The organism is Pseudarthrobacter sp. NamE5, assembly GCF_005796225.1.
GTDB lineage: Bacteria > Actinomycetota > Actinomycetes > Actinomycetales > Micrococcaceae > Arthrobacter.
Window position 1 is genome coordinate 86,086 of record NZ_VAHO01000006.1, and the last position, 21,286, is coordinate 107,371.

Genomic DNA, 21,286 nt, shown 5'->3' on the forward strand with positions numbered 1-21,286 from the left:
CTACCTGTTGCGGCGCATCCTCGTGAATCATGGAAATGATCAGTCCAGAAGGGCTTCCGGTGACCCACCACAGCGAATCCGCCTCCACCCGCCCCCTCCGTGTGGCCATAGTGGGCGCCGGCCCGGCAGGTGTCTACGCTGCGGACATCCTCACAAAGTCCAGCGGGGTAAAGGACGGCGACTTCGAGGTCAGCATTGACCTTTTCGAAGCCTACCCGGCACCGTACGGCCTGATCCGCTACGGCGTAGCACCGGACCACCCCCGGATCAAAGGCATCGTCAACGCGCTGCACAAGGTGCTCGACCGCGGTGACATCCGGTTCCTGGGTAACGTCACCTACGGCCGGGACCTCACGCTGCACGACTTCCGCTCCTTCTACGATGCCGTGATCTTCTCCACGGGCGCTGTCAAGGACGCGGACCTGGACATCCCCGGCATAGGCCTTCACGGCTCGTTCGGTGCAGCCGACTTCGTGTCCTGGTACGACGGCCACCCCGATGTTCCCCGCGAATGGCCGCTTGAGGCCAGGGAAATCGCGGTGATCGGCAACGGCAACGTGGCACTGGATGTGGCCCGCATGCTGGTCAAGCACCCGGAGGAGCTGCTGAGCACCGAGATCCCGGACAACGTCTACCAGGGGCTGAAGGCCTCGCCGGTTACGGACGTGCACGTTTTTGGCCGCCGCGGTCCGGCCCAGGTGAAGTTCACGCCCTTGGAACTGCGGGAACTGAGCCACATGAATGACGTGGACATCGTCCTCTACCCGGAGGATTTCGAGTTCGACGAAGCCTCCGACGAGGCCATCCGGAGCAACAACCAGATCAAGACCATGGTCAACACGCTCACCAACTGGCTGGTGGAGGAGCATGCCGAGTCCGAGAATCCTTCCTCGCGCAGGCTGCACCTGCACTTCCTGCACAGCCCCGTTGAAGTGCTCGACGACGGCACGGGCAAGGTGGGCGGCATCAAGTTCGAGCGTATGCAGCTTGACGGCACCGGCAATGCCAAGGGCACCGGGGAGTACGTTGAGTACCCGGTCCAGGCCGTGTACCGGGCCATCGGCTACCACGGCTCCGCCCTGGACGAACTGGAGTACGACGCCAAGCGCGGCGTTATTCCCAACGAAGGCGGCCGCGTCCTCGACACGGAGGGAAACCCGGTCCCGGGCATCTATGCCACCGGCTGGATCAAGCGCGGACCGGTGGGCCTGATCGGCCATACCAAGGGCGACGCCCTGGAAACCATCGGCTTCCTGCTGGAGGACCGGCTCACCCTGCCCCCGGCAAAGAACCCGGACCCGCAGGCCATCATTGACCTGCTGGAAGAACGCGGCATCGAGTACACCACCTGGGAAGGCTGGAACAAGCTTGATGCGCACGAAGCCGGCCTCGGCGCCGCCTGGACCGGACCCGAGGGCCTGGACCACGTGGTCCGCGAACGGATCAAGGTAGTTCCGCGTGAGGACATGATCCGCATCTCCCGCGGCTGACCCCTGCAGCTCTTGGGCAGGTAGGAGGACTTTGCCGCGGCCAGCTATAACGGAAACAGCTGGGCCCGGGAAGCAGTTCGATCGTAAAGCGTTTGAGGCCTCCTACATGGCGGGCCTCGAGCTCCTTTGACAAAACATCGTTCGGAGAAAGGGCCGTCTCACCATTCGGGACAATTGGGGCCGTCCAATGGATGGACACTACCGTTAATAGGTCTGTTTCCTTCACAAACCAGGATTGTGATCCCCTATGAACCTTCTGCGGACCAAATCCATCGAGCAGTCGATTGCCGACGCCGATGAGCCCGGACGCAAGCTCAAGCGCTCCCTCAGCACCTGGGACCTGATGATCATGGGCGTCGCCGTGGCCGTCGGTGCCGGCATCTTCTCCGTGGGCGCCAAGGCAGCCGCCAACTTCTCTGGCCCGGCCGTGACCCTGTCATTCGCCATCGCCGCCATCACCTGCGCGCTGGCCATCATGTGCTACGCCGAGTTTTCCACCGCCATCCCCGTGGCAGGCTCCGCGTACGTTTTCACTTACGCCACCATGGGCGAACTCCTTGCCTGGATCATCGGCTGGAACCTGATCCTGGAGCTGTTCACCGCCGCAGCCGTCATCGCGAAGTACTGGGGCATCTACCTCAGCAAGGTCTTTGCCCTGATGGGGGCGGACATCCCGCCGGCGATCTCCCTGGGCGGGGTTGACCTCTACTGGGGCGCGTTCCTGATCGTGGCCGTGTTCACAGTACTGCTGGTTTTGGGCACCAAGCTGTCCGCCCGTGTCGGCAACATCTTCACCCTGATCAAGATCGGCGTCGTCCTCTTTGTGATCGTGGTCGGCTTCACCTACGTCAAATTCGAAAACTACGCCCCCTTCATCCCGGCCGCCGAGCCGACGGGCGGCACCGGTACCGCAGACGTCCTGAAGCAGTCCTTCTTCGGCTTCCTGACCGGGGCCGCGCCGGCGCAGTACGGCACCCTGGGCATCTTCGCAGGCGCCGCGCTGGTGTTCTTCGCCTTCATCGGTTTCGACGTGGTGGCCACCTCCGCTGAGGAAGTGAAGAACCCGCAGAAGACGCTGCCCCGCGGCATCTTCGGCGGCCTCGCACTGGTGACCCTGCTCTACATCCTGGTGTCGCTGGTGCTCACCGGCATGGTGTCCTACACCCAGCTGGCGGAGGCGGAGAACCCCACGCTCACCACAGCCTTTGAAGCAGTGGGCGATACCTCCGCCGCTAAAATTATTGCCTTCGGTTCCCTGGTGGGCCTGACCACCGTGATCATGGTGCTCCTTATGGGCCTGTCCCGCGTGGTCCTGGCCATGAGCCGCGACGGACTCCTGCCCCGAGCGCTGTCCAAGACCAGTGAAAAGCGCTCGACGCCGGTGCGCCTGCAGGTCATCTGCGGTGCTGCAGTAGCCCTGGTGGCAGGCCTGACCAACGTGGACCTGCTCGAGGAAATGATCAACATCGGGACCCTCTCCGCGTTCGTGGTGGTGAGCCTGGGCATCCTGGTGCTCCGGAAGAAGCGCCCGGACCTGAAGCCCGCCTTCCGCGTCCCGTTCGGCAAGGTCCTGCCGATCGTCTCGGCGCTCCTGTGCCTGTACCTGATGACCAACCTGGCGGTGGAGACCTGGATCTTCTTCGCCATCTGGCTGGCCATCGGCATGGCGATCTACTTCGCCTACGGCCAGCGCCACTCACGCCTCAATGAACGCTTCAGTGACGCCACAACGGCCGTGAACGGCACGCCTGCTGCCGGCACAGCCCGCGACGACAAGGACGAGTTCACGAGAGCCTGACCCGCCGGATACCTCATGCTGATGCCCGCCCGGGCTTTCCCGGGCGGGCATCGGCATGCCCGGCCCCGGCCGGCCGCGCTGAAGCAGCCTCGTAGGATTGGGACCATGGCCCGCCCCACACGACCCGAACGCAAGGCAGAACGCCTGGCCGCGATCCTTGACTAGCTCATGGACAAAACGCTGGCCGAGCTGACCTTCCGAAGCCTCGCCGAGGGCCTGGGAATGAGTGCCTATGGTCATCGTGGCCGCCGAGCCGCGGGGGACCTCGCAGGAGCACTTCCGGATGCTTCACCGAAAAATTCGGGACTGGCTGATGGTGCAGGGGATTCCGGAGGAGTACGCGGATACCGACGCCCGCCTCTTCACCTCCACCTTTTACGGCCTGCAGTTCGACTTTGTGGTCATGAATGAACCGGAGGCCGCCACCAAAGCCTTCGAGCTGATGCTGGCGGTGTTCTTCAACAACCTTGAGACCCGCCTGGCAGGAGCCGGCCAAGGACCCTAACGGCTTCGATCCGCGGAGCGACGTCATGGCCCGGCATGCCGGCTGACCCAGTCCACGAGTGGACGCAGGTCCTCCCACAAGTCCGCCACGTGCTGGATGGCGGCAGGGGTCGCCAGCCAGTCCGGCCGGCCAAGATTGACGCCGGCGGACAGCGATTTGTGCTTCAGGAGTTCTGCGCGTGGATGGTCGCGGGAATAGCCCTGCGGAACAGTCTTGAGCTTCTCACCCTCGACGGCGAAACCGGCAGCAGTTACAGCGTCCAGGATGTGGCGGAGGGATTCACCGGTGCCCGACGCGTCAACGGAGTTGCGGTACCGTGCCAGCTGGGCAGGAGTGTGCGAGTGGTAACCCCCGCCGACCAACAGGCCGTCAGCGGAAATCTGCAGGTAATGGCCCACGCCCTCCTGCACTTGGGCAACAGCACCCTGAACCGTCTTGTAGGGCGATTTGTCCACGGAGAACCGGATGTCCCTGTGGGCACGGAAGAGCTTTGCTGGTCCGAACCGGGGCTCCAGCTCAGCGAGCAGTGACGCGAGCGGTTCCCTGACAGGGAACTGGTAGCTGTCCTTGTGCTCCTGCCACCACTCCCGGTTGTTGTTGTCCTGGAGCTCCTCGTAAAACTCAAAGGCACCGGGCGCGATGCCCTGGAAAGTTGTCATGAAGCGATCCTAGGAACCGCTACGGTGCAGGGCCACAGGCAGAGCCTGCTATGTGGACAAGACAAAACCACCCCGCCACGGACAACCGTGACGGGGTGGTTTCAGCAACTCAGAAAAGCTGGATCAGCCGATCTTGTTGGCAGCCTCTGCGTCGGAGGAAGGTGCCGACGGCGCGGCCGGGGCGCCGAGGTTGGCGCGGAGCTTCGCGCCGAGTTCAGCGTCAACGTTGGTCCAGTACTGGATGGCCCGTTCCTTGATGTCGGAGCGCTTGACACCACCCACGGCACCGGTGATGGTTTCGAGGAAGCGGGCCTTGGCGGCTTCGTCGTAAACCTCGCGGTACAGTGTGCCGGCCTGGACGAAGTCGCCGTCCTCGGCGTGCAGGGAGTGCGCGGCGAGGGTCAGTTCGCCGTCGTTCTCCCAGCCGCCGGCCGGGTTCTGCGGCTCAAGCGCAGCCGGACCGCCGAAGGTGTTCGGGGCGTAGACCGGGACCGAGGGGGCGTTGAACAGGTAACGTCCGGCGCCGTCCTGGCTGTAGTTGTTGACCTGGTTCTTGGGCTGGTTCACCGGGATCTGCGCGTGGTTGGTGCCCACACGGTAACGATGCGCGTCCGCGTAGGAGAAGATGCGGGCCTGCAGCATCTTGTCCGGCGACGCTGCGATGCCCGGCACGAAGTTCGACGGCGCGAAGGTGGCCTGTTCGATCTGCGCGAAGTAGTTCTCCGGGTTCCGGTTCAGCTCCATGGTGCCCACCTTGATCAGCGGGTAGTCGCCGTGCGGCCACACCTTGGTCAGGTCGAAGGGGTTGAAGCGGTACGTCTTGGCGTCCTCGTACGGCATGACCTGCACGTGCAGGTCCCAGGACGGGAAGTTGCCGGCCTCGATGTTCTCGGACAGGTCGCGGATGTAGAAGTCCGCGTCGGAGCCGGCCAGGGCTTCTGCCTGCTCGCTGCTCATGGAGTTCACGCCCTGGTTGGACTTGAAGTGGTACTTGACCCAGAAGCGCTCACCGGCTTCGTTGATCCACTGGTAGGTGTGCGAGCCGTAGCCCTGCATTTCCCGCCAGGAGGCGGGCAGGCCGCGGTCACCCATCAGCCAGGTGACCTGGTGTGCGGACTCGGGGGACAGGGTCCAGAAGTCCCACTGCATGTCGGCGTCGCGCAGGTGGGTGCCCGGCAGGCGCTTCTGCGAGTGGATGAAGTCCGGGAACTTGATGCCGTCGCGGATGAAGAAGACGGGGGTGTTGTTGCCCACGAGGTCGTAGTTGCCCTCGGTGGTGTAGAACTTAACGGCGAATCCGCGGGGATCGCGCCAGGTGTCCGGGGAGCCGTTCTCGCCCGCGACGGAGGAGAAGCGGATCAGCATTTCGGTTTCGACGCCCGGCTGGAGGAAGGCTGCCTTGGTGTACCTGGACACATCTTCGGTGGTCTTGAACGTGCCGAATGCACCGCCGCCCTTGGCGTGCACTACGCGCTCCGGAACCCGCTCGCGGTTGAACTGGGCGAGCTTTTCCACCAGGTAGTGGTCAGTCAGGATGATGGCGCCGTCGGCACCGACGGACTTTGAGTGTGCGTCGGACGTAACGGGTGCACCTGACTGGGTTGTTGAAATGGCAGTCATTGTTCTCCTATTTCTCTGTTTCTTGTGCGGGACGAATGGAAGAAAGTTGTTGGGACTGCTGGCAGTCCTGGCAGATGCCCTGGTACATCACATCGGCGATCTGGATGGTCATCGGTTTGGCGTTCTCGTCCCAGTGCGGCGTCAGGCAGGGCGCATGGCCTACAGCGCAGTCCACGTCCTCCACCCGGCCGCAGCTGATGCAGATGGCGTGGTGGTGGTTGTCTCCGACCCGTGTTTCGTAGAGGGCCGGGGAGTGGGGTGGCTCGAACCGGCGCAGCATGTGCAGGTCCGTCAGGTCCCCCAGGACCACATACACGGACTGGGCAGTCAATTCGGGCAGCTCGGCGCGGGCCGCAGCAAGGATGCTTTCCGCAGGGGAGTGCGGATGGCGTTCGACGGCGGCGAGGACCGCCAGGCGCTGTTTGGTCACCCTGCGGCCATGGGCGCGAAGGGCCGCTGCCCATGCCTCGTGGCCGTCAAAATCCTCCGTCATGGCTCCATTGAAGCACTTATTGTGAGTTTCTCACAATAAGGCGTGGCTAACCTCTGGTGACCGGCACATCGCAAGGAGAACACTAGGGTTGCAGGGTGGGGAAACTGCTCGCTGACATCACGCCGCTTAAGGAGAGCGCCGCCTTCCGCCGGCTCTGGCTCGGATCGGCAATATCCGCCGTCGGAAGCCAACTGACCCTGGTGGCAGTGAGCCTGGAGGTTTACCGCCTGACGCAGGACAGCTTCTACGTGGGCCTGCTGGCGGTCTTTGCGCTGGTGCCCCTGGTGATAGGCGGGCTGCTCGGCGGGTCTATCGCGGACTCCCACGACCGGCGCCGGGTAGCACTGCTGGCCACCGCGGTGCTGTGGCTGACCACCGGGCTGATTGCCCTGCAGTCGTGGCTGCAGGTGGGGAACGTCTGGGTCCTGTACCTGCTGGTGGCTGCGCAGAGCGGAGCTCAGGCCATCAACCAGCCGGCGCGCAGCGCCATCCTTCCCATGCTGGTCCGAAAGGAACTGCTGCCCGCTGCCAATGCCCTCAGCATGATGTCCTTCGGCCTGGCCATGACGGCCGGTCCGCTGCTGGCGGGCGTGCTGGTGGCCTGGGTGGGGTTCGGCTGGACCTATACCCTCGATTTCCTCAGCTTCGCCTTCGTGCTGTGGGCGGTGTACCGGCTGCCGCCCCTGCCGCCGTCGGGAACTCCGGGAAAGCCCGGCCTCCGCTCCGTCGTCGAAGGATTCCGCTTCCTTGGCACCCGGCCCAACCTCCGGATGACTTTCGTCATCGACCTGATCGCCATGATCCTGGCCCAGCCGCGGGCCCTGATGCCGGCCATCGGCGCCGTCATGATCGGCGGCGGTGAGGCCACCGTGGGCGTGCTGCTGGCCTCCACCGCCGTCGGCGCTTTCCTGGCCGGTCTGTTTTCCGGGCCGCTCGGCGGTGTCCGCCGGCAGGGGAGTGCTGTGGTCTTCTCGGTGATGGGCTGGGGTGCGTCCATAGCGGCCTTTGGTTTTGTGGTGCTGCTGGCCGGACGTGCCCCGGACGGAGCGGTGACATTCTGGCTGATCCCGGCGGCTCTGTGCTGCGCGCTGGCCGGAATTGCCGATTCAATCAGCAGCGTGTTCCGGAACACCATCCTCCAAGCGGCGACCCCGGACCATCTCCGCGGCCGGCTGCAGGGGGTGTTCATTGTGGTGGTGGCCGGCGGTCCCAGGATCGGCGACCTGCTGGCAGGGGCCGGGACCAGGATCGTGGCAGAGGGCTGGGTCCTGCTGCTCGGCGGGGTGCTGTGTATCGCAGGCGCGTGGGCCGCGGCCAGGCTGCAACCCGGATTCCGCAGGTACGACGCACGGAACCCCGCTCCCTAGACAGCCGTTCCCAAAGTGAGTAAGGAGGAGACGTGCACAAACACTACAACGGACTCAAGACGGCGGCGCTGTTCGGCGTGCTGTGGGCAGTGCTCCTGGGCCTCGGGGCGGTGATCGGTACCAGCACCCGCAGTTCCGCCCCGATCTGGATCATGGCCCTGGTGGGCGTTGCCACCACCGCATACGGCTATTGGAACAGCGACAAGATCGCCATCCGGGCCATGGCGGCCTATCCGGTGAGCGAAGCGCAAGCCCCACAGCTCCACCAGATCGTCCGTGAGTTCTCCGTGCGGGCCAACCAGCCCATGCCCCGCATCTACCTTGCACCCACCATGAACCCGAACGCCTTCGCCACGGGACGGAATCCCCGGAACGCGGCCGTCTGCTGTACCGAGGGGATCCTGCGGCTCCTGGACGCGCGCGAACTCCGGGGTGTCCTGGGGCACGAACTCATGCACGTCTACAACCGCGACATCCTCACCTCTTCTGTGGCAGCCGCCGTCGCAGGCGTGATTACCTCGGTGGGCCAGATGCTGCTGTTCTTTGGCGGCGACCGGCGCAACTCGAACCCGCTGGCGATGATTGCCATGGCGCTGCTGGCCCCCTTTGCAGCCTCCCTGATCCAGCTGGCCATCTCGCGGACGCGGGAGTACGACGCCGACGAGGACGGTTCCGCGTTGACGGGAGACCCGCTGGCGCTTGCCTCAGCCCTGGCCAAGATCGAGCGCGGCGTTAGCATCGTGCCGCTGCCCCAGGACCAGCGGCTGGTCAACGCCTCGCACCTGATGATCGCCAACCCGTTCCGCGGCGGAGCCATCAACAAGCTGTTTGGCACGCATCCGCCCATGCGGGACCGGATTGCCCGGCTGGAGCGGATGGCGGGCCGGCCACTGACCTAGCCAATCCCCTTCGGCGCAAAATCCCCCCACGCGCAAAGAGGCCGGCGCTGCCCATGTTCGGGCGGCGCCAGCCTCCCTTTGCGAAGCGGCGGGCTTATGCGCGTCGGAAGCCGACGGCCTGCTTGGCTAGCTGCGGAAGTTCACAAACTGCAGGTCGGCTTCGTCGAAGTCCTTCAGCAGGGCCATGGTCGCCTGAAGGTCGTCCCGCGATTTGGACGTCACACGCAGTTCGTCGCCCTGGATCTGGGACTTGACCGATTTTGGGGCTTCGTCGCGGATCAGCTTGTTGATCTTCTTCGCCAGGTCCTGCGCGATGCCTTCCTTGATGGAGGCTTCCAAGCGGAACTCTTTGCCCGAGGCATAGGGTTCGCCGGTGTCCAGCGACTTCAACGAGATGCCGCGGCGGATCAGCTTGGACTGGAGTACGTCCAAAACCGCCAGGACCCGTTCCTCGGAGTTAGCCTTCATGAGGATCTTGTCGCCGCTGAAGTCCACCTCGGCGCCGACGCCCTTGAAGTCGTAGCGCTGCGCCAGCTCTTTTTGCGCCTGGTTGAGGGCGTTGGCCACTTCCTGCTTGTCCACTTTGCTTACGACGTCGAACGTTGACTCGCCTGCCATGACTCTCCTTGTGCTGGTGGAAGCCCTGTGCGCGGACAGGGCGTGATCGCTGCATTCAAGCCTAATACGGATGCCCGCCCGGAGGGGGTGCCCGATTCACAGTTCCCTTTCAGCGGACACTCCTCCGGAACGAAGGAGGGCCGGGAACAGTTGGACCTGTTGGAAGCAGTCCGAAGGGAACACAATGCGCAAGGCCGTCACTTATGTCATCCTCGGGTCGTCAGCAGCAGGGGCGGTGGCGGCAGCGGGGTCGTCCGTGGCAGCAGCAGCGGTGGCGGCTTCCATCGTCTTTAGTCCCGTGGCGGATGCTTCCACCCGGATGGAGGGTGTCCGCGAGGACCTGCAGCGGGCAGTCCAACTGAACCAGATCACTGAGGAGCAGGCCGTGAAGTTCGAGGCCAGGCTCGCCGGGAAACTCCTCGGCGAGCATTGACGCCGCCTCTTTTCCGCGAATTTCCGGCACTTTTGCCGCCCGGCAGGTGCCGATTCGATTCTTCGGCGGAAGTTCTGTAAAGTTGTCTTGCCCGCGGTTACTGGAAGCGGAGCGGCCCGGAAACGGACGTTCCTCGGACTGCAGCCGGGGGTGATCTTCTTTTGAAGTTCGGCAGATTACCCGAGCGGCCAAAGGGGGCTGACTGTAAATCAGCTGGCAACGCCTACGGGGGTTCGAATCCCTCATCTGCCACAGTCCCGGATTCCCGGGGAATTTAGACCCGTTCGGATCTCACTTGAGGTCCGGGCGGATCTTTTTATTGCTCTGTAAGCACAGTTGTGAGCACACTGCTGCGCTCACGTGTTTTCCGGGCCGGCAACTGGGACGAGATCCCCTCGGCCGCAGCCTTCGCCGTGGCGTCGGGCATGCGCCCCATATAGCCATCAGATGCCGCATGTCGTGGAACCGCATCACAGGCAGCCCAGCCTTCTCCACCAGCGCCTCGAACAGTTTTGACGGGTATCCCGGGCGGAGCTGCCCGCCGTCCTCGCAGGCGAACAGGCCGCCGCTGTCCTGGTACGCCTCGCCGCCTACTCATCAGCAGCAACATCACTGAGGGCAATCCGCCGGGCAGTAGGGCTAGTTTCGACGGGTTAAGTTACCCAACGAAGAGTAGCTTCGACGGAAGAACTTGAATCTGCACGAATGCAGCCCGACCCTGCGAAAATGCAATTTGCCGACGCTCATACTAGCCGGTAACTTTGTCGAGGCGGCTTCCCATTTTCCCCCAATTTGGGAGGAAGCTAAGTGGGCCCCGCGGCTACCCCCCATTGCCGCGGGGCCCTTCCTATGTCATGGAGGAGTCAGCGGCCCGCTCTCCCCCGAAGGAGCAGAGCGGGCCGCCTACCGCCGCCATAGATCCCCTAGGGCCGTTACAGCACCGGTTCACGGAGAATACGCCGGACAGGTGAACGACAGGCCAACGCCCCGAAAAGTGCACGAGGTTGGAATAACATCCAGCGGAAAGTTGATGGAAGGTTTTAACGCCGAACACCTTCAGCATCCGAACACCAACCCACCGGCAATGCGCACGACGGTGCTGACGGCGTGTCACGGAAGCAACGCGGCGGCCTCAGCAAGAGACCGACGCAACCACAGGGCGTAGTTGGTCGAGATGTGTTGAGCATCCATATGGGTTGCAAACCCCGCGACAACCGCGGGACAGACATCTTCCGCGCACAACCACGGAACTACGTCCACGTATTCCGCGCCACCGGCCTCGGCGACGCGCTTCTCCATATCATTGTGTTCGGTGTCCACCGCGTAACTCCGCTGAGTGTTGCAGCGACGGACGTCGTCGGAATTCGATGTGACGCAGTCCTGGGGATCCTTTTCCGAATATGCCATGTCCCCGATCACGATCACACGGTCACTTATCGCGCTCAGCGATTTTATCGTCGAGGCGAGACCCTTTTCCCAGGCGGCGTCCGTGTTTTCTTTGTCAGGGCGCCCATCCTTCTCAAGCCAAGTGCCCTGGCGTTGACCCGAAATGAGGACGACGCTCGGGCGAAGTGCCTCGATCTTCGCCAGCGAGTCAGCACGGAACGCCTTGCACTCGGGATAATCACCCTTGCGCTTCGCGTTATAGACCGAAAAGTCGGCTGGCGGACACGAGAACATCGTAAAGACTTCGAAGCGCCGCCCAAGTTCAGTGGCTGTTACGCCGAGCGGATCTGCCCACATCTCAGCGTGCGAGTCGCCATAAACCACCACTGTCTCGTCGCTGTTGGCATCACCATAACTGCAAATGGATTTACCGGTTGGGGCATCCAGGCCCCTTATGCAGGCATGCTGATTGAAGAGGAATCTCCCAGCATGCGGCTCCGGCGGCCATCCTGCAACGTTCACGCTGTCAGCCACGGCCTTTGTCACTTCGTCAGCCGTCGGTAGGTCGCTACCAGGGGCAACTGCAAAATCATCCGCATTGTCTGTGGGGGAAGGCTTGGGCAGGATCGATCCCAGAATGCTCGTGAGGCCAATTACTAGCGCCACCAATGCCGCGCCCAAAGCCACGCTGACTGACGGCCGCCGGGCCTTGAGCCCACTGGAGTTCCGTACGGGTAATTCCACATACTTGAAGGTAACGATAGACAAGGCCAGCGCCACCCCGACAAAGGCGAGCTTGGTGGTCAGGGCCAGTTCGGTCCCGAGCGATGCCGCGGCGAGGATCAGCACGGGCCAGTGCCACAGGTACAGTGAATAAGAGAGCTTGCCAAGCCATTGCAGAGGTCGACACTGCAGGAGCACTTCGGCTCCTCGCTTCGGTGCGATTGTCCCGCCGATTACCACAAGAACCGTACCGCCAACCGGAAGAATAGCAGCGGACCCTGGGTACCTGGTGTACTCGTCCAGCGTTAGCGCCGCTGCCACAATCGCGATGAGCCCGGAGACACTCGTAACGGCAGCAAGAAAAACCGGCAGCCGCATGATCATCGGTGCGAGCACGGCGAGAATTGCGCCAGCCGCCAGTTCCCAAGTCCTCGACAGGGGAGAGAAGTAGGCCGCGCTCGCGTTCTCCCTCGTCGCGTACACCGACCACATAAGGGAGACTGCGATCGTGACAGCGAGGAGAACCGTCAGTCGCGTGCGTAGCGGAACCTTCCGTCCGATCGCAGCGACCGCCATCAATAAGGCCGGCCAGAACAGGTAAAACTGCTCTTCGATGGCCAGGGACCAATAGTGCTGTAACGGGGAGGGAGAAACGTCGCTGACCCAGTAGTCCGTCCCTTGCAAGGTTTCGCGAAAATTGCTGGCGAAAAGCGCTGCCCATAGCCCGTCTTCGGCGGTTCGAGCAGCACCCGTACCGCCGATCAACGCGAAGGATGAAGCTACTGTGACGGCGAGGACAAGAGTCGCGGCAGGCAGGATTCGCCGAGCCCGTCTTGCATAGAACCCCAAGAGGGAGATCCGCTTCCCCTGTTCAGCTTCTTTGAGCAGGAGGCCGGTGATGAGGAAGCCGGAGACCACGAAGAAGACGTCAACACCGACGTAGCCTCCTTGCAGCGCCGGCACGCCTGCGTGGTCCAGCACGACCAGTAGAACTGCAATCGCGCGAAGACCCTCTATATCCGGACGGAACGTGCGTGGAAGGGATGAAGAGCGCTCGGTTCCCTTCGCGGTGACCATGTGCGTTAGCAGACGGCCTCGGCGTTTACGCGCATCAACGTTGTTTCCATTGAGCAACCCACTGGCCAGATGCATCCTGTCGCCCCTTTGGCCCGACGTCTCCTACCGGCTTGTGCGGCCGACCGTACCGCTCTTTACCGCGTGAATCAATGCATCTCCCTGAAGAAGGGGTGCGGTCGGCTTGGGCAAAAAATTCTTGACCTCGCCCGGCATTCGACCCCTTCGGATCTCACTTGAGGTCTGCACCCGTTGCCCTGGGACGGCGCAGATTTTCTGTAGGCTTCCGTCAGGAAGCAGGTCGGGCCTCCTCGTCAACGCCCATGCCGGAGGGCTGGACGGTGACGCGGGTGACTTTAGCCGGCAGTTCCGCCTCCGCCGACGCCAGGACAATGTGGGTCTGCTCGCCCGCTTCCGCAACGTCAGCGTTCGCGCTCTGGAGGCCGGTAGCCTCGCGCCTGAGCTCAGCACCTACAGCCTCGTCTATGGGTGTTCCATCCCCCATGGTCCACTTGAAGTCGTAGCTGTAGGTAGGTCCCCAGCTTTGGATGACATCGGTAACCCTGGAGAAGCTGACCTCGCGTCCCTGGTCATCGGACGCGCTCACCATGTACATATCGACCGGCGCAGTTCCTTTGCGGTTGTCCACCTGCGCCACGACATATGAAACCGGATCCGCGCCGATCTTGCCTCTGTAGGCCTCGATCGCCTCCAGCGCAGGGTGGCTCGCGGGCGTGGGCAGCGTGAAGCTGATCTCGGCACCGGATACCGTTGTGAGCCTGTAGGAGCCGGCTTGCGCGGGCGCTGGCGATGCAGGCGCTGACCGCGGAATTGTGGTCGAAGTGATTGCTCCGGGGGCCATGCCTTCCTGCTCGGGTGCAGGCGCTGAGCAGGCAGCAAGAGCGAGGACAAGAGCGGCTGGTGCACAGAGAGGCTTCATGGTTCCTCTGCAAAACTTTGTGCCTGAAGAACTTTGTAGCCACTGTATAGGAGCCGTATGCCCTGCGGAAGAGCAGGCGCCCCGCTGCATCTTGCTCACCGTAAGGCCGGTATCGTCAGGGTTCACCGCCATCGGAAATTAGGTGGGTTACGTAGGCATGATTAGGGATTGTTTTTAGTATTTCAGCACCTGACACTGGGGGGACTTGAGGGTTCACGTTCTATTCCAGGGAGCAGCGATGCGGTACAACTTGGCCTTGCTTTTTGGCAGACGCGGTAGAGGTTGCAGGCGTTCCTGGACTGAAGCAGGGCAGGGAGGCAATCATCCGGTCAGCCTTTCCAGCCGCGGGTCACGGAAGTTGAGCCTCAGCGCTCTGTTCACAGCGCTGTTGCTGGCGCTGGCCACTCTGGTGGTGCCGGTTGCTGCCTCAGCCGCTACCGGCGACGTTGGGGTTGAGGGTCCGTCCCATTCGGGGACAGGCACGCCAACTGGTACGAAGCGGCAAACGAACGCGTTATGGTTCAACGACGGTATCTGGTGGGGGAACCTCTGGGACACGGCCAGCTCGGATTTCCATATTTTCCGCTTCAACGCTGCAATGAAAACGTGGGTCGACACAGGCGTCGCAACAGAGACGCGGGCGAATACACACCATGACGTGCTGTGGGACGGAAAAACCTTATATGTGGCGAGCTACAGGTTCGCCAACGATGGTCTGCCGGCTGAGCCGAACTACCCGACAACCATGCGGCGTTACAGCTACAACTCCAGCACAAAGACCTATAGCAGCCTGGGCTCTTCCCAAATCAATAATCAGCGCACTGAGACCCTGTCCATCGATAAGGACTCCACCGGCCGGGTGTGGGCCACCTGGCAGCAGGGAAACCGGATCTATCTGAACGTCACCGGCACCGACGGCAAGACCTGGGGGACGCCCTTCCCGCATCCTGCATCCTTGAGCGACGTGTCCGTGGATGACAACTCTGCTGTGATCGCCTTCGGCGGGAACAAGATTGGTGTGATGTGGAGCCGTCAGGTTGGTGACAGCACGGACGGAATGTACTGGAGCGTCCACAACGATGGAGCCTCCAGCAGTGCCTGGACCACTCCCGTGGCGGCGGTGAAGGGCCAGCGCAGCGGAGACGACCACATGAACCTGAAGTGGCTGGACTCTTCGTCTGACAAGGTTTTTGCCGCCATCAAGACCTCGTTCACGTCAGCCTCCCAGCCGCTGATCCAGCTGTTGGCCTTGAATGTCTCAACGTCGACGTGGTCAGCACATACAATCGCGACGGTGTCGGAGTGCCCGAACCGGGTGATCGTCATGATTGACGAGGCCGCGCAGAGACTGCGTACGTTCGCCACCTATCCAAAGCCGAGCGGCACAACGAACGCCGGCGCCTGCACCAGCTCGGGCGGCGCGATCTACGAGAAGTCGACGTCGCTTGGCACTATCAGCTTCACCACCACGAAGACGGCACGCATCGTGGACGCCGACCAGTATGTCCACAACGTCACATCCACCAAGCAGAACTTGAACAGTTCTGGGTGGGGTACAACGGGCAGCGGCTTGCTGTTGCTCGCCGATGTGAACGCGACAAGCCGCTACTGGCACTATTACGAGCCTCCGCGTTGAGAGTGGCGTTGCGCCTGTGAAGCTGAAATAGTCCACGACGGCGGTGCTGGACGCTAGGTGGCACCGCTTCCTGGCCAAGGAAAGCCTCTGGTCAAGGAAAGCCTCTGGAACCACCTGGTTCCGGAGGCTTTTCCACGCCCGGATACGGGCCTGTGGCGCTGTCCGGAGTTGGTGGATTCCGCCCTCGACACGGCCATGGGGGCGGCGTAGGCTGGCAGCATCGGCGCATGTGCCCCGATGCCCTGCGTCGATACATCCATCGATAAAGGAGGATCCAATGAGTGCTGTACGTGAATTCATGACCACGGACGCACGGTGTATTACTGAAAACCAGTCCCTCGTGGACGCGGCCCGCATGATGATGGATCTTGACTGCGGATCACTGCCGATCTGTGGCGATGACGGCAAGTTGAAGGGCATGATCACCGACCGCGACATCGTCCTCAAGTGCGTTGCCGCCGGCCGCAACCCGGCTGACGTGATGGCCCGGGACCTCGCCACCGGCAAGCCGTACTGGATTGACGCCGACGCCAACGTGGACGCTGCCATCGAGATGATGGAAACGCATCAGGTCCGCCGGCTTCCCGTGATCGCCGACCACAAACTGGTGGGCATTATCAGCCAGGGCGACATTGCCCGCAATTACTCTGAGCAGCGTGTGGGCGAACTGGTGGAGCACATTTCAGAACGCAAGCGGATGAACGCTTAGTCGGAACTGCTGCGGCAGAATTCCACGCAACCTACGCCACGGAGCCCGGCTCCGTGGCGTTTATTGTGCGCCGTCCTGGCCTTGTCCGCGGCTCCGCACCCTTCAAGGCCAGGAGCCGGGGACAAGCTTATGAAGAGCCGTTGGCGAAGTCAGTTGAGCGCAACCAGGAGCATCTGGCTGGTGCCGGGGATACACGTCTGCAGTACCGCGCGGGGGAAGCCGCCGAAAACCGCAATGACGTCGTTGGTGGTCCCCGGGTTGGGTACCTGCCCGCGGGCTGTGACTGTGTAAGTCCCGTAGCCTGGGATGCTCACTGTCTCACCCACGCCGATGCCGGAGAATCGGGCCCAGCCACCGCAGAAGTCATGCTCCGTGATGAAGAGCGAGTAACCGTCGATGGGCGTGTAGTGGATCGGCCCGATGCAGGCATCAACCATGGCCTGGCCGCCGGCGCCTGCAACGTAGATGGTGCGGACCGCCGGAGCTGCCTGGACGGCGGCTGGAGCAGGTACCGGGGCGGCAGCCGGAGCCGGGGCTGCAGCCGGTGCCGGGGCTGCAGCCGCTGCTGGGACAGGAGCCGGGGCAGGGGCGGCAGGCGCCGGTACCGCAACTGGCGGACCGGTCAGCACCAGCGTCTGGCCGGGAACGATGATGCTGTAATGGCTAAGCCCGTTCGCCCCCAGCATGGCAATCATGTCCACCCCATACCGGGCAGCAATCGCACCGACGGTATCTCCCGGAACCACCGTGTAAAGGTTCGGGTCACCTGCAGGTGCAGTTACAGGTTCGGGGACAGCTTCAGGTGCCGGGGGTGCCGGTGCAGCGGGTGTTTCGGGTGCGGGCGCCGCAGCGTCGGGAACGGCTGCGGCAGGAGCGGCGGCAGCAGGCGCTTCAGCTCCAGGCACGGCCTGCGGCGGCGCTGGTTCGCCGTCCGGATCGGAGGCAGCGCCCGGTTCTGCAGATGCGGCGGCGCCGGAAACCTGGCCGGCCGTCGTCGTGCCGTCACTCAGGGAAGCCGGGGGAACCGCCAAGGCTCCAACACCGACTGCCGCCACCACGGCGGCAGTGGCCATGCCGGCCCATAGCTTGTTGCTGATGGCGGCTTTCCCGGCTGCGAGGTCGAGCCGTGGTTCATCGGTGGCGAAGCTCCTGCTGGGGGGTTCGGGCGAGTTGACGTATGGCTGGTTCATGGGTGGCCCATCCTGGTTCGGCCCCGCAGGCCGGTGCAGCGGGCGCCGGCAGGCAGGACGGATCAAGGGAAAGACGCCCGTTGCCCCGCCCAAGAGCGGGGCCGCAACGAGGGACGCCTGATGGAGGCATCCGCATACCCAGAAAATACGGAGGCTCCGCAAGGAGACGGGCACCCGGGAAGCCACTCCGGGGAACCGCCAGCGCGTGTTTCGTCCTAGGAATTAGAGTCTAGGAAGTCCGTGCGGCGAACAGCACCAGTAGGCATTACCCGAATATTTCAGCGGGATACTCAGCGGGGCGGAACCGGCTACGCAAGAGTGCGGAGCCCGATACCTGCCCGGAGGGCAAGGAGCTAGAGCGTTCGCCGTTCCTGGAGTCCGGCGACCTCCCGGCGGAGCGCGGCGATTTCAGCCACGAGTTCCGCCACCTCAGCCCTAATGGGTTCTTCGGCGTCGGCCACTGCTTCAGCGGTGTCCTCAACCCGCTGGACCAGCCAGGATGCGATGGATGCGGTAACCACGCCCAGGACCGCGATACCGCTCATCATCAGTGCCGCTGCCACCATGCGGCCGATCGCAGTCACCGGATACATGTCGCCGTAACCAACGGTGGTGATGGTGGTCATGGCCCACCACAATGCATCACCAAAGGTGACGATCTTGGCGTCCGGGGCGGACTGCTCCACGTCCAGGACGGCCAGGGCGCCAACAAAGACCAGCATGGCGGCGGAACCGACAACGTAAGTGACCACGCGTCCCCTGAGCGTGTCCCCAAGGGTACGGTGCAGGACGGCCAGCAGTGTGACCAGGCGCAGTAGGCGCAGCGGCCGGAAGAGTGGCACGGCCACGATGACGAGTTCGTGCAGGTTGCGGATGAACCAGCTGCCGCGGGCCGGGGCAAGCCACAGGTTGGCCAGGTAGTCCAGGGCAAAGATGCCCCAGGTTGCCCACATGATGGCTTCGAGCCAGACAGCGGCGCCGCCTTCCAGCCTGCCGATCACCTGCCACGCGTACGCACCCAGGAACACGAGTGCCGTCACCGTCAGTGGCCAGTCCGCCAGGTCCCGGTAGCGTTGTTGGGTCATGCGGGAAATCCTACTGGGCGGGGGCGGATCCCTCGCCGGACAGGCATGTTACTGGCCGGTAGCATAGGGGGATGCACCTGCTGCTGAGAACCCTCCTTATGCTGTTCCGCTCATCCCGCCGGCCGCAGCTCACCGTTTGGGACAGTAGCTCCCTTTCGCTGAGGGTCCTGCCCACTGACATCGACATTGCGCTGCACGTCAACAACGGCATGTACCTGTCCCTGATGGATCTGGGCCGGTTCGACCTGATGGTGCGCAGCGGAGTATGGAAGCGGATGCGCCGGCGCGGCTGGGGGCCGGTCGTGGCAGGCGAGACCATCGCCTTCCGCAGGTCCCTGCAGCTGTGGCAGCACTACACCATCGAAACCCGGATCATCGGCCTGGATGCCAAGGCCATCTTCTTCGAGCAGCGCATGGTGGCCGACGGCGAGATCTACGCCCGTGCCTACATCGCCACCCGGCTGGTCAGCAAAGGGCGGCCCGTCAGCCAGGAGGAGATCCTGCGGGAGTTCGGCGAACCGCCGGCGGACCTGGTGCTTCCGGAGTGGATCCACGAGTGGCGGGCGGCCAATTCCCTGCCGGGCAGCCGGACGCCGGCGCCGCATACCTGGGAAGCCAGTGCCTGAAGGCTCGTCCTCTGCAGCCGGAAGCGCCGGTTATTCCCGATGACGCGGGCAGCGAACAAAGGCCGCTGCGGGGCGACATCCCCGGGCATGACGCGTAGCGTGGACACATGGCTACCCTTGACATCACAGGTGAACAGTTCGCATCCACGATCGAAGGCAACGACATGGTCCTGGTGGATTTCTGGGCAGAGTGGTGCGGCCCCTGCAAGCAGTTCGGCCCCACATACTCTGCTGTTTCCGAGAAGCACCCGGATGTCCTTTTCACCAAGGTGGACACCGAGGCCGAGCAGCAGCTCGCCGCGGAGGCGGGCATCACGTCCATCCCCACCCTGATGGCTTTCCGCGAAAAGGTGCTGGTTTTCTCGCAGCCCGGCGCATTGAACGCCCAGCAGCTTGAACAGGTGGTGGACGCCGTGAAGGCCCTGGACATGGAGGAAGTCCACGCACACGTGGCACGCCAGCGGGAGGAAGCTGCAGCCGCTGCCGGCAAGCAGGCCGGTCCGCAGGACGGAACGCAAATTCCCGACCTCTGAACCCGGAGGTCTGTTCTTCCCTTAACCAAAACTGCGGGACGTCCCCACTGGGGATGTCCCGCAATTCTGCTTAAGCGGCTTTAGATGCGTTCCACCTTGACAGGCTCGGCCAGCAGGGCGCTCAGGGACTCGTTCAGGTCCTGGACAGCGATGCCCTTGGAATGCTTGGCAAGGTCCTCCTCCGATGCCCACTGCTCGGTGAGGACCAGCTTTTCCTCCGTAACCTCCGTCAGTTCGTAGCGGATGCAGCCCGGCTCGTTCACCACCTCGTCGATGGCGATTTCCAGGGCCAGCTTCACGCGGAAGAACTCGCCGTCATTGGGGATGAACGTTGCCTGCAGGTCAATCGGTGCACTCATGGGTCTCAGAATACCGGCCCTTGGGGCGGGTCCTTGACGGACGCTTCAGTGCCGGCGGTGGTCCTGGATGGTCATCCGCGGCCCGAACGTCGGCTTGCGGAAGCCGCTGGCCTGGATCATCCGGACCACCCGCTGACGGTGTCCCTTCCACGGCTCCAGCAGCCGCAGCATGCCGGCGTCATCCGTCCGGCGGCCCGTCAGCGCTGCCCCTACATAGGCCGCAAGGTGGTAGTCGCCCACGGAAACCGAGTCCGGGCAGCCGTGGGTCCGCTGCACCACTTCCGCTGCCGTCCAGATTCCAATGCCGGGGATGGCCTGCATTTTCGCGGCCGCCTCAGTAGCCGGCAGCGCTGCCAGCCGTTCAAGCGCGACGGCGGAGCGCAGCGCCCGCATGACCGTCGCCGAGCGCTGCGGACCCACTCCTGCCTTGTGCCATTCCCAGCTGGGCACCTGCAACCACTGCCCGGCCGTGAGTGGCAGCAAAAGGTGCGCGGGCGCCAGCGACCCCGCCTGCGGCGCGGGCGTTCCGTAACGGTGCGTGAGGTAACGGTAGGCGCGGCGCGCTTCAATCACCGTTACTTTCTGTTCCAAAACGATCGGGACGAGCTGGTCCACCACCCGTCCGCTGGCCGGAAGCCGCACCGCCAGGCTGCGCCGCCGGGCTTCCCGGACCATACGCGGAAGGGTGGCGTGGAATGCAGGTTCGTCGAATTCCTGCCAGTCGTCACCCGACCCCAGTAACCGCGGCACCGCACGCACCGCGGCCGCGGCGCCCGGGCCCCACGCCTGGACATCCACCCGGTGCTCCAATTCGGAACCCCCCGCGGGAGTGAGCCGCAGCGTCACCGGCCCGTCCGGCGTCGTAAAGGCGTTCCAAATGACGCCGCCCTGGACGCAGAAGGACGGATCGCTGTTGCCGCGCAGGAGCGGGCCCAGCGTTCTGCCCAGATCGTAAGGGCCGCCCGGATACCAGCGCAGGGATGCGTCTGCGGCGGCTGCCAGCCGGGGAGGTGCCGCTGCGATCGTCATGTCCTCCATCGTCCCACGGCGGGCCGACAATACGTCCGCAAACCTTTTGGCCGGGCCCTTAATCCGGGCGGTCCGGGGGACTACAATCCCAGGTGTGGCGCGGGGCGTCCGCGC

At 63.7% G+C, this 21,286-nt stretch carries 20 protein-coding genes and 1 tRNA gene; 11 read left to right on the top strand and 10 right to left on the bottom strand.

The features are described 5' to 3' along the window. The first annotated feature begins 29 nt into the window (after positions 1–29). From FDW84_RS09435 to FDW84_RS09445, 3 genes are all read left to right on the top strand, one after another. Complete coding sequence (locus tag FDW84_RS09435; RefSeq protein ID WP_371419158.1) at positions 30–1,490, top strand: FAD-dependent oxidoreductase; 1,461 nt, start codon at positions 30–32, stop codon at positions 1,488–1,490. Between the two features lie 247 nt (positions 1,491–1,737). Next, positions 1,738–3,288 (top strand): amino acid permease, encoded by a 1,551-nt coding sequence (locus tag FDW84_RS09440; RefSeq protein WP_138608813.1) that lies wholly within the window; start codon positions 1,738–1,740, stop codon positions 3,286–3,288. A gap of 232 nt (positions 3,289–3,520) precedes the next feature. Beyond that, positions 3,521–3,793, top strand: a complete 273-nt coding sequence (locus FDW84_RS09445; RefSeq protein WP_240721464.1) for a hypothetical protein — start codon at positions 3,521–3,523, stop codon at positions 3,791–3,793. A 23-nt stretch (positions 3,794–3,816) separates the two neighbouring features. Here the strand turns inward: FDW84_RS09445 and FDW84_RS09450 are convergent, their stop codons facing one another. The 3 genes from FDW84_RS09450 to FDW84_RS09460 all read right to left on the bottom strand — a co-directional run bounded on the left by FDW84_RS09450 (position 3,817) and on the right by FDW84_RS09460 (position 6,565). After that, the gene (locus FDW84_RS09450; protein WP_138608815.1) at positions 3,817–4,452 is read right to left on the bottom strand and encodes a DUF2461 domain-containing protein; all 636 of its coding nucleotides are present in this window, start codon (positions 4,450–4,452) and stop codon (positions 3,817–3,819) included. A 123-nt stretch (positions 4,453–4,575) separates the two neighbouring features. Beyond that, the gene (locus FDW84_RS09455) at positions 4,576–6,072 is read right to left on the bottom strand and encodes a catalase (protein ID WP_138608817.1); all 1,497 of its coding nucleotides are present in this window, start codon (positions 6,070–6,072) and stop codon (positions 4,576–4,578) included. Positions 6,073–6,079: 7 nt separating this feature from the next. Then, complete coding sequence (locus tag FDW84_RS09460; RefSeq protein WP_138608819.1) at positions 6,080–6,565, bottom strand: Fur family transcriptional regulator; 486 nt, start codon at positions 6,563–6,565, stop codon at positions 6,080–6,082. A gap of 95 nt (positions 6,566–6,660) precedes the next feature. Between FDW84_RS09460 and FDW84_RS09465 the strand changes: the two genes are divergently transcribed. Together FDW84_RS09465 and htpX are read left to right on the top strand one after the other, a co-directional pair. Continuing rightward, the gene (locus tag FDW84_RS09465) at positions 6,661–7,932 is read left to right on the top strand and encodes an MFS transporter (protein WP_138608821.1); all 1,272 of its coding nucleotides are present in this window, start codon (positions 6,661–6,663) and stop codon (positions 7,930–7,932) included. Positions 7,933–7,964: 32 nt separating this feature from the next. After that, positions 7,965–8,831, top strand: a complete 867-nt coding sequence (gene htpX / locus FDW84_RS09470) for a zinc metalloprotease HtpX (protein WP_138608824.1) — start codon at positions 7,965–7,967, stop codon at positions 8,829–8,831. Between the two features lie 126 nt (positions 8,832–8,957). Here the strand turns inward: htpX and FDW84_RS09475 are convergent, their stop codons facing one another. Beyond that, the gene (locus FDW84_RS09475) at positions 8,958–9,449 is read right to left on the bottom strand and encodes a YajQ family cyclic di-GMP-binding protein (RefSeq protein ID WP_104184409.1); all 492 of its coding nucleotides are present in this window, start codon (positions 9,447–9,449) and stop codon (positions 8,958–8,960) included. A 184-nt stretch (positions 9,450–9,633) separates the two neighbouring features. Here FDW84_RS09475 and FDW84_RS09480 point away from each other — a divergent pair, with 184 nt between their 5' ends. Together FDW84_RS09480 and FDW84_RS09485 are read left to right on the top strand one after the other, a co-directional pair. Further along, a complete protein-coding gene (locus FDW84_RS09480) occupies positions 9,634–9,882 on the top strand; it encodes a hypothetical protein (RefSeq protein ID WP_138608826.1) in 249 nt (82 codons plus the stop codon). A gap of 170 nt (positions 9,883–10,052) precedes the next feature. Further along, positions 10,053–10,134 (top strand) — tRNA-Tyr (locus FDW84_RS09485). Positions 10,135–10,992: 858 nt separating this feature from the next. On the opposite strand, the gene FDW84_RS09490 is transcribed toward FDW84_RS09485, so the two are convergent. Together FDW84_RS09490 and FDW84_RS09495 are read right to left on the bottom strand one after the other, a co-directional pair. After that, positions 10,993–13,143 carry an acyltransferase family protein gene (locus FDW84_RS09490; RefSeq protein WP_138608828.1) on the bottom strand — a complete coding sequence of 717 codons (2,151 nt, stop codon included), beginning with the start codon at positions 13,141–13,143 and terminating at the stop codon, positions 10,993–10,995. A gap of 211 nt (positions 13,144–13,354) precedes the next feature. Further along, a complete protein-coding gene (locus FDW84_RS09495) occupies positions 13,355–13,927 on the bottom strand; it encodes a hypothetical protein (RefSeq protein ID WP_138608830.1) in 573 nt (190 codons plus the stop codon). 436 nt (positions 13,928–14,363) lie between these two features. Here FDW84_RS09495 and FDW84_RS09500 point away from each other — a divergent pair, with 436 nt between their 5' ends. Together FDW84_RS09500 and FDW84_RS09505 are read left to right on the top strand one after the other, a co-directional pair. Next, a complete protein-coding gene (locus tag FDW84_RS09500) occupies positions 14,364–15,641 on the top strand; it encodes a hypothetical protein (protein WP_240721465.1) in 1,278 nt (425 codons plus the stop codon). Between the two features lie 277 nt (positions 15,642–15,918). After that, positions 15,919–16,350, top strand: coding sequence for a CBS domain-containing protein (locus FDW84_RS09505; protein ID WP_138608832.1), 432 nt, complete (start codon positions 15,919–15,921; stop codon positions 16,348–16,350). 149 nt (positions 16,351–16,499) lie between these two features. Here the strand turns inward: FDW84_RS09505 and FDW84_RS09510 are convergent, their stop codons facing one another. Further along, positions 16,500–17,540 carry a LysM peptidoglycan-binding domain-containing protein gene (locus FDW84_RS09510; RefSeq protein ID WP_138608834.1) on the bottom strand — a complete coding sequence of 347 codons (1,041 nt, stop codon included), beginning with the start codon at positions 17,538–17,540 and terminating at the stop codon, positions 16,500–16,502. A gap of 353 nt (positions 17,541–17,893) precedes the next feature. Beyond that, positions 17,894–18,625, bottom strand: a complete 732-nt coding sequence (locus FDW84_RS09515; RefSeq protein ID WP_138608836.1) for a potassium channel family protein — start codon at positions 18,623–18,625, stop codon at positions 17,894–17,896. A 71-nt stretch (positions 18,626–18,696) separates the two neighbouring features. On the opposite strand from FDW84_RS09515, the gene FDW84_RS09520 reads away from it, so the two are divergent. Continuing rightward, on the top strand, positions 18,697–19,251 hold the full coding sequence (locus FDW84_RS09520) for an acyl-CoA thioesterase (protein WP_138608838.1): 555 nt from the start codon (positions 18,697–18,699) through the stop codon (positions 19,249–19,251). Between the two features lie 107 nt (positions 19,252–19,358). Continuing rightward, positions 19,359–19,784 (top strand): thioredoxin family protein, encoded by a 426-nt coding sequence (locus tag FDW84_RS09525; protein ID WP_138608840.1) that lies wholly within the window; start codon positions 19,359–19,361, stop codon positions 19,782–19,784. 80 nt (positions 19,785–19,864) lie between these two features. Here the strand turns inward: FDW84_RS09525 and FDW84_RS09530 are convergent, their stop codons facing one another. Both FDW84_RS09530 and FDW84_RS09535 read right to left on the bottom strand, forming a co-directional pair. After that, complete coding sequence (locus FDW84_RS09530) at positions 19,865–20,143, bottom strand: putative quinol monooxygenase (protein ID WP_138608842.1); 279 nt, start codon at positions 20,141–20,143, stop codon at positions 19,865–19,867. A gap of 45 nt (positions 20,144–20,188) precedes the next feature. Further along, complete coding sequence (locus FDW84_RS09535; RefSeq protein WP_138608844.1) at positions 20,189–21,172, bottom strand: DNA-3-methyladenine glycosylase family protein; 984 nt, start codon at positions 21,170–21,172, stop codon at positions 20,189–20,191. Between the last annotated feature and the right edge of the window lie 114 nt (positions 21,173–21,286).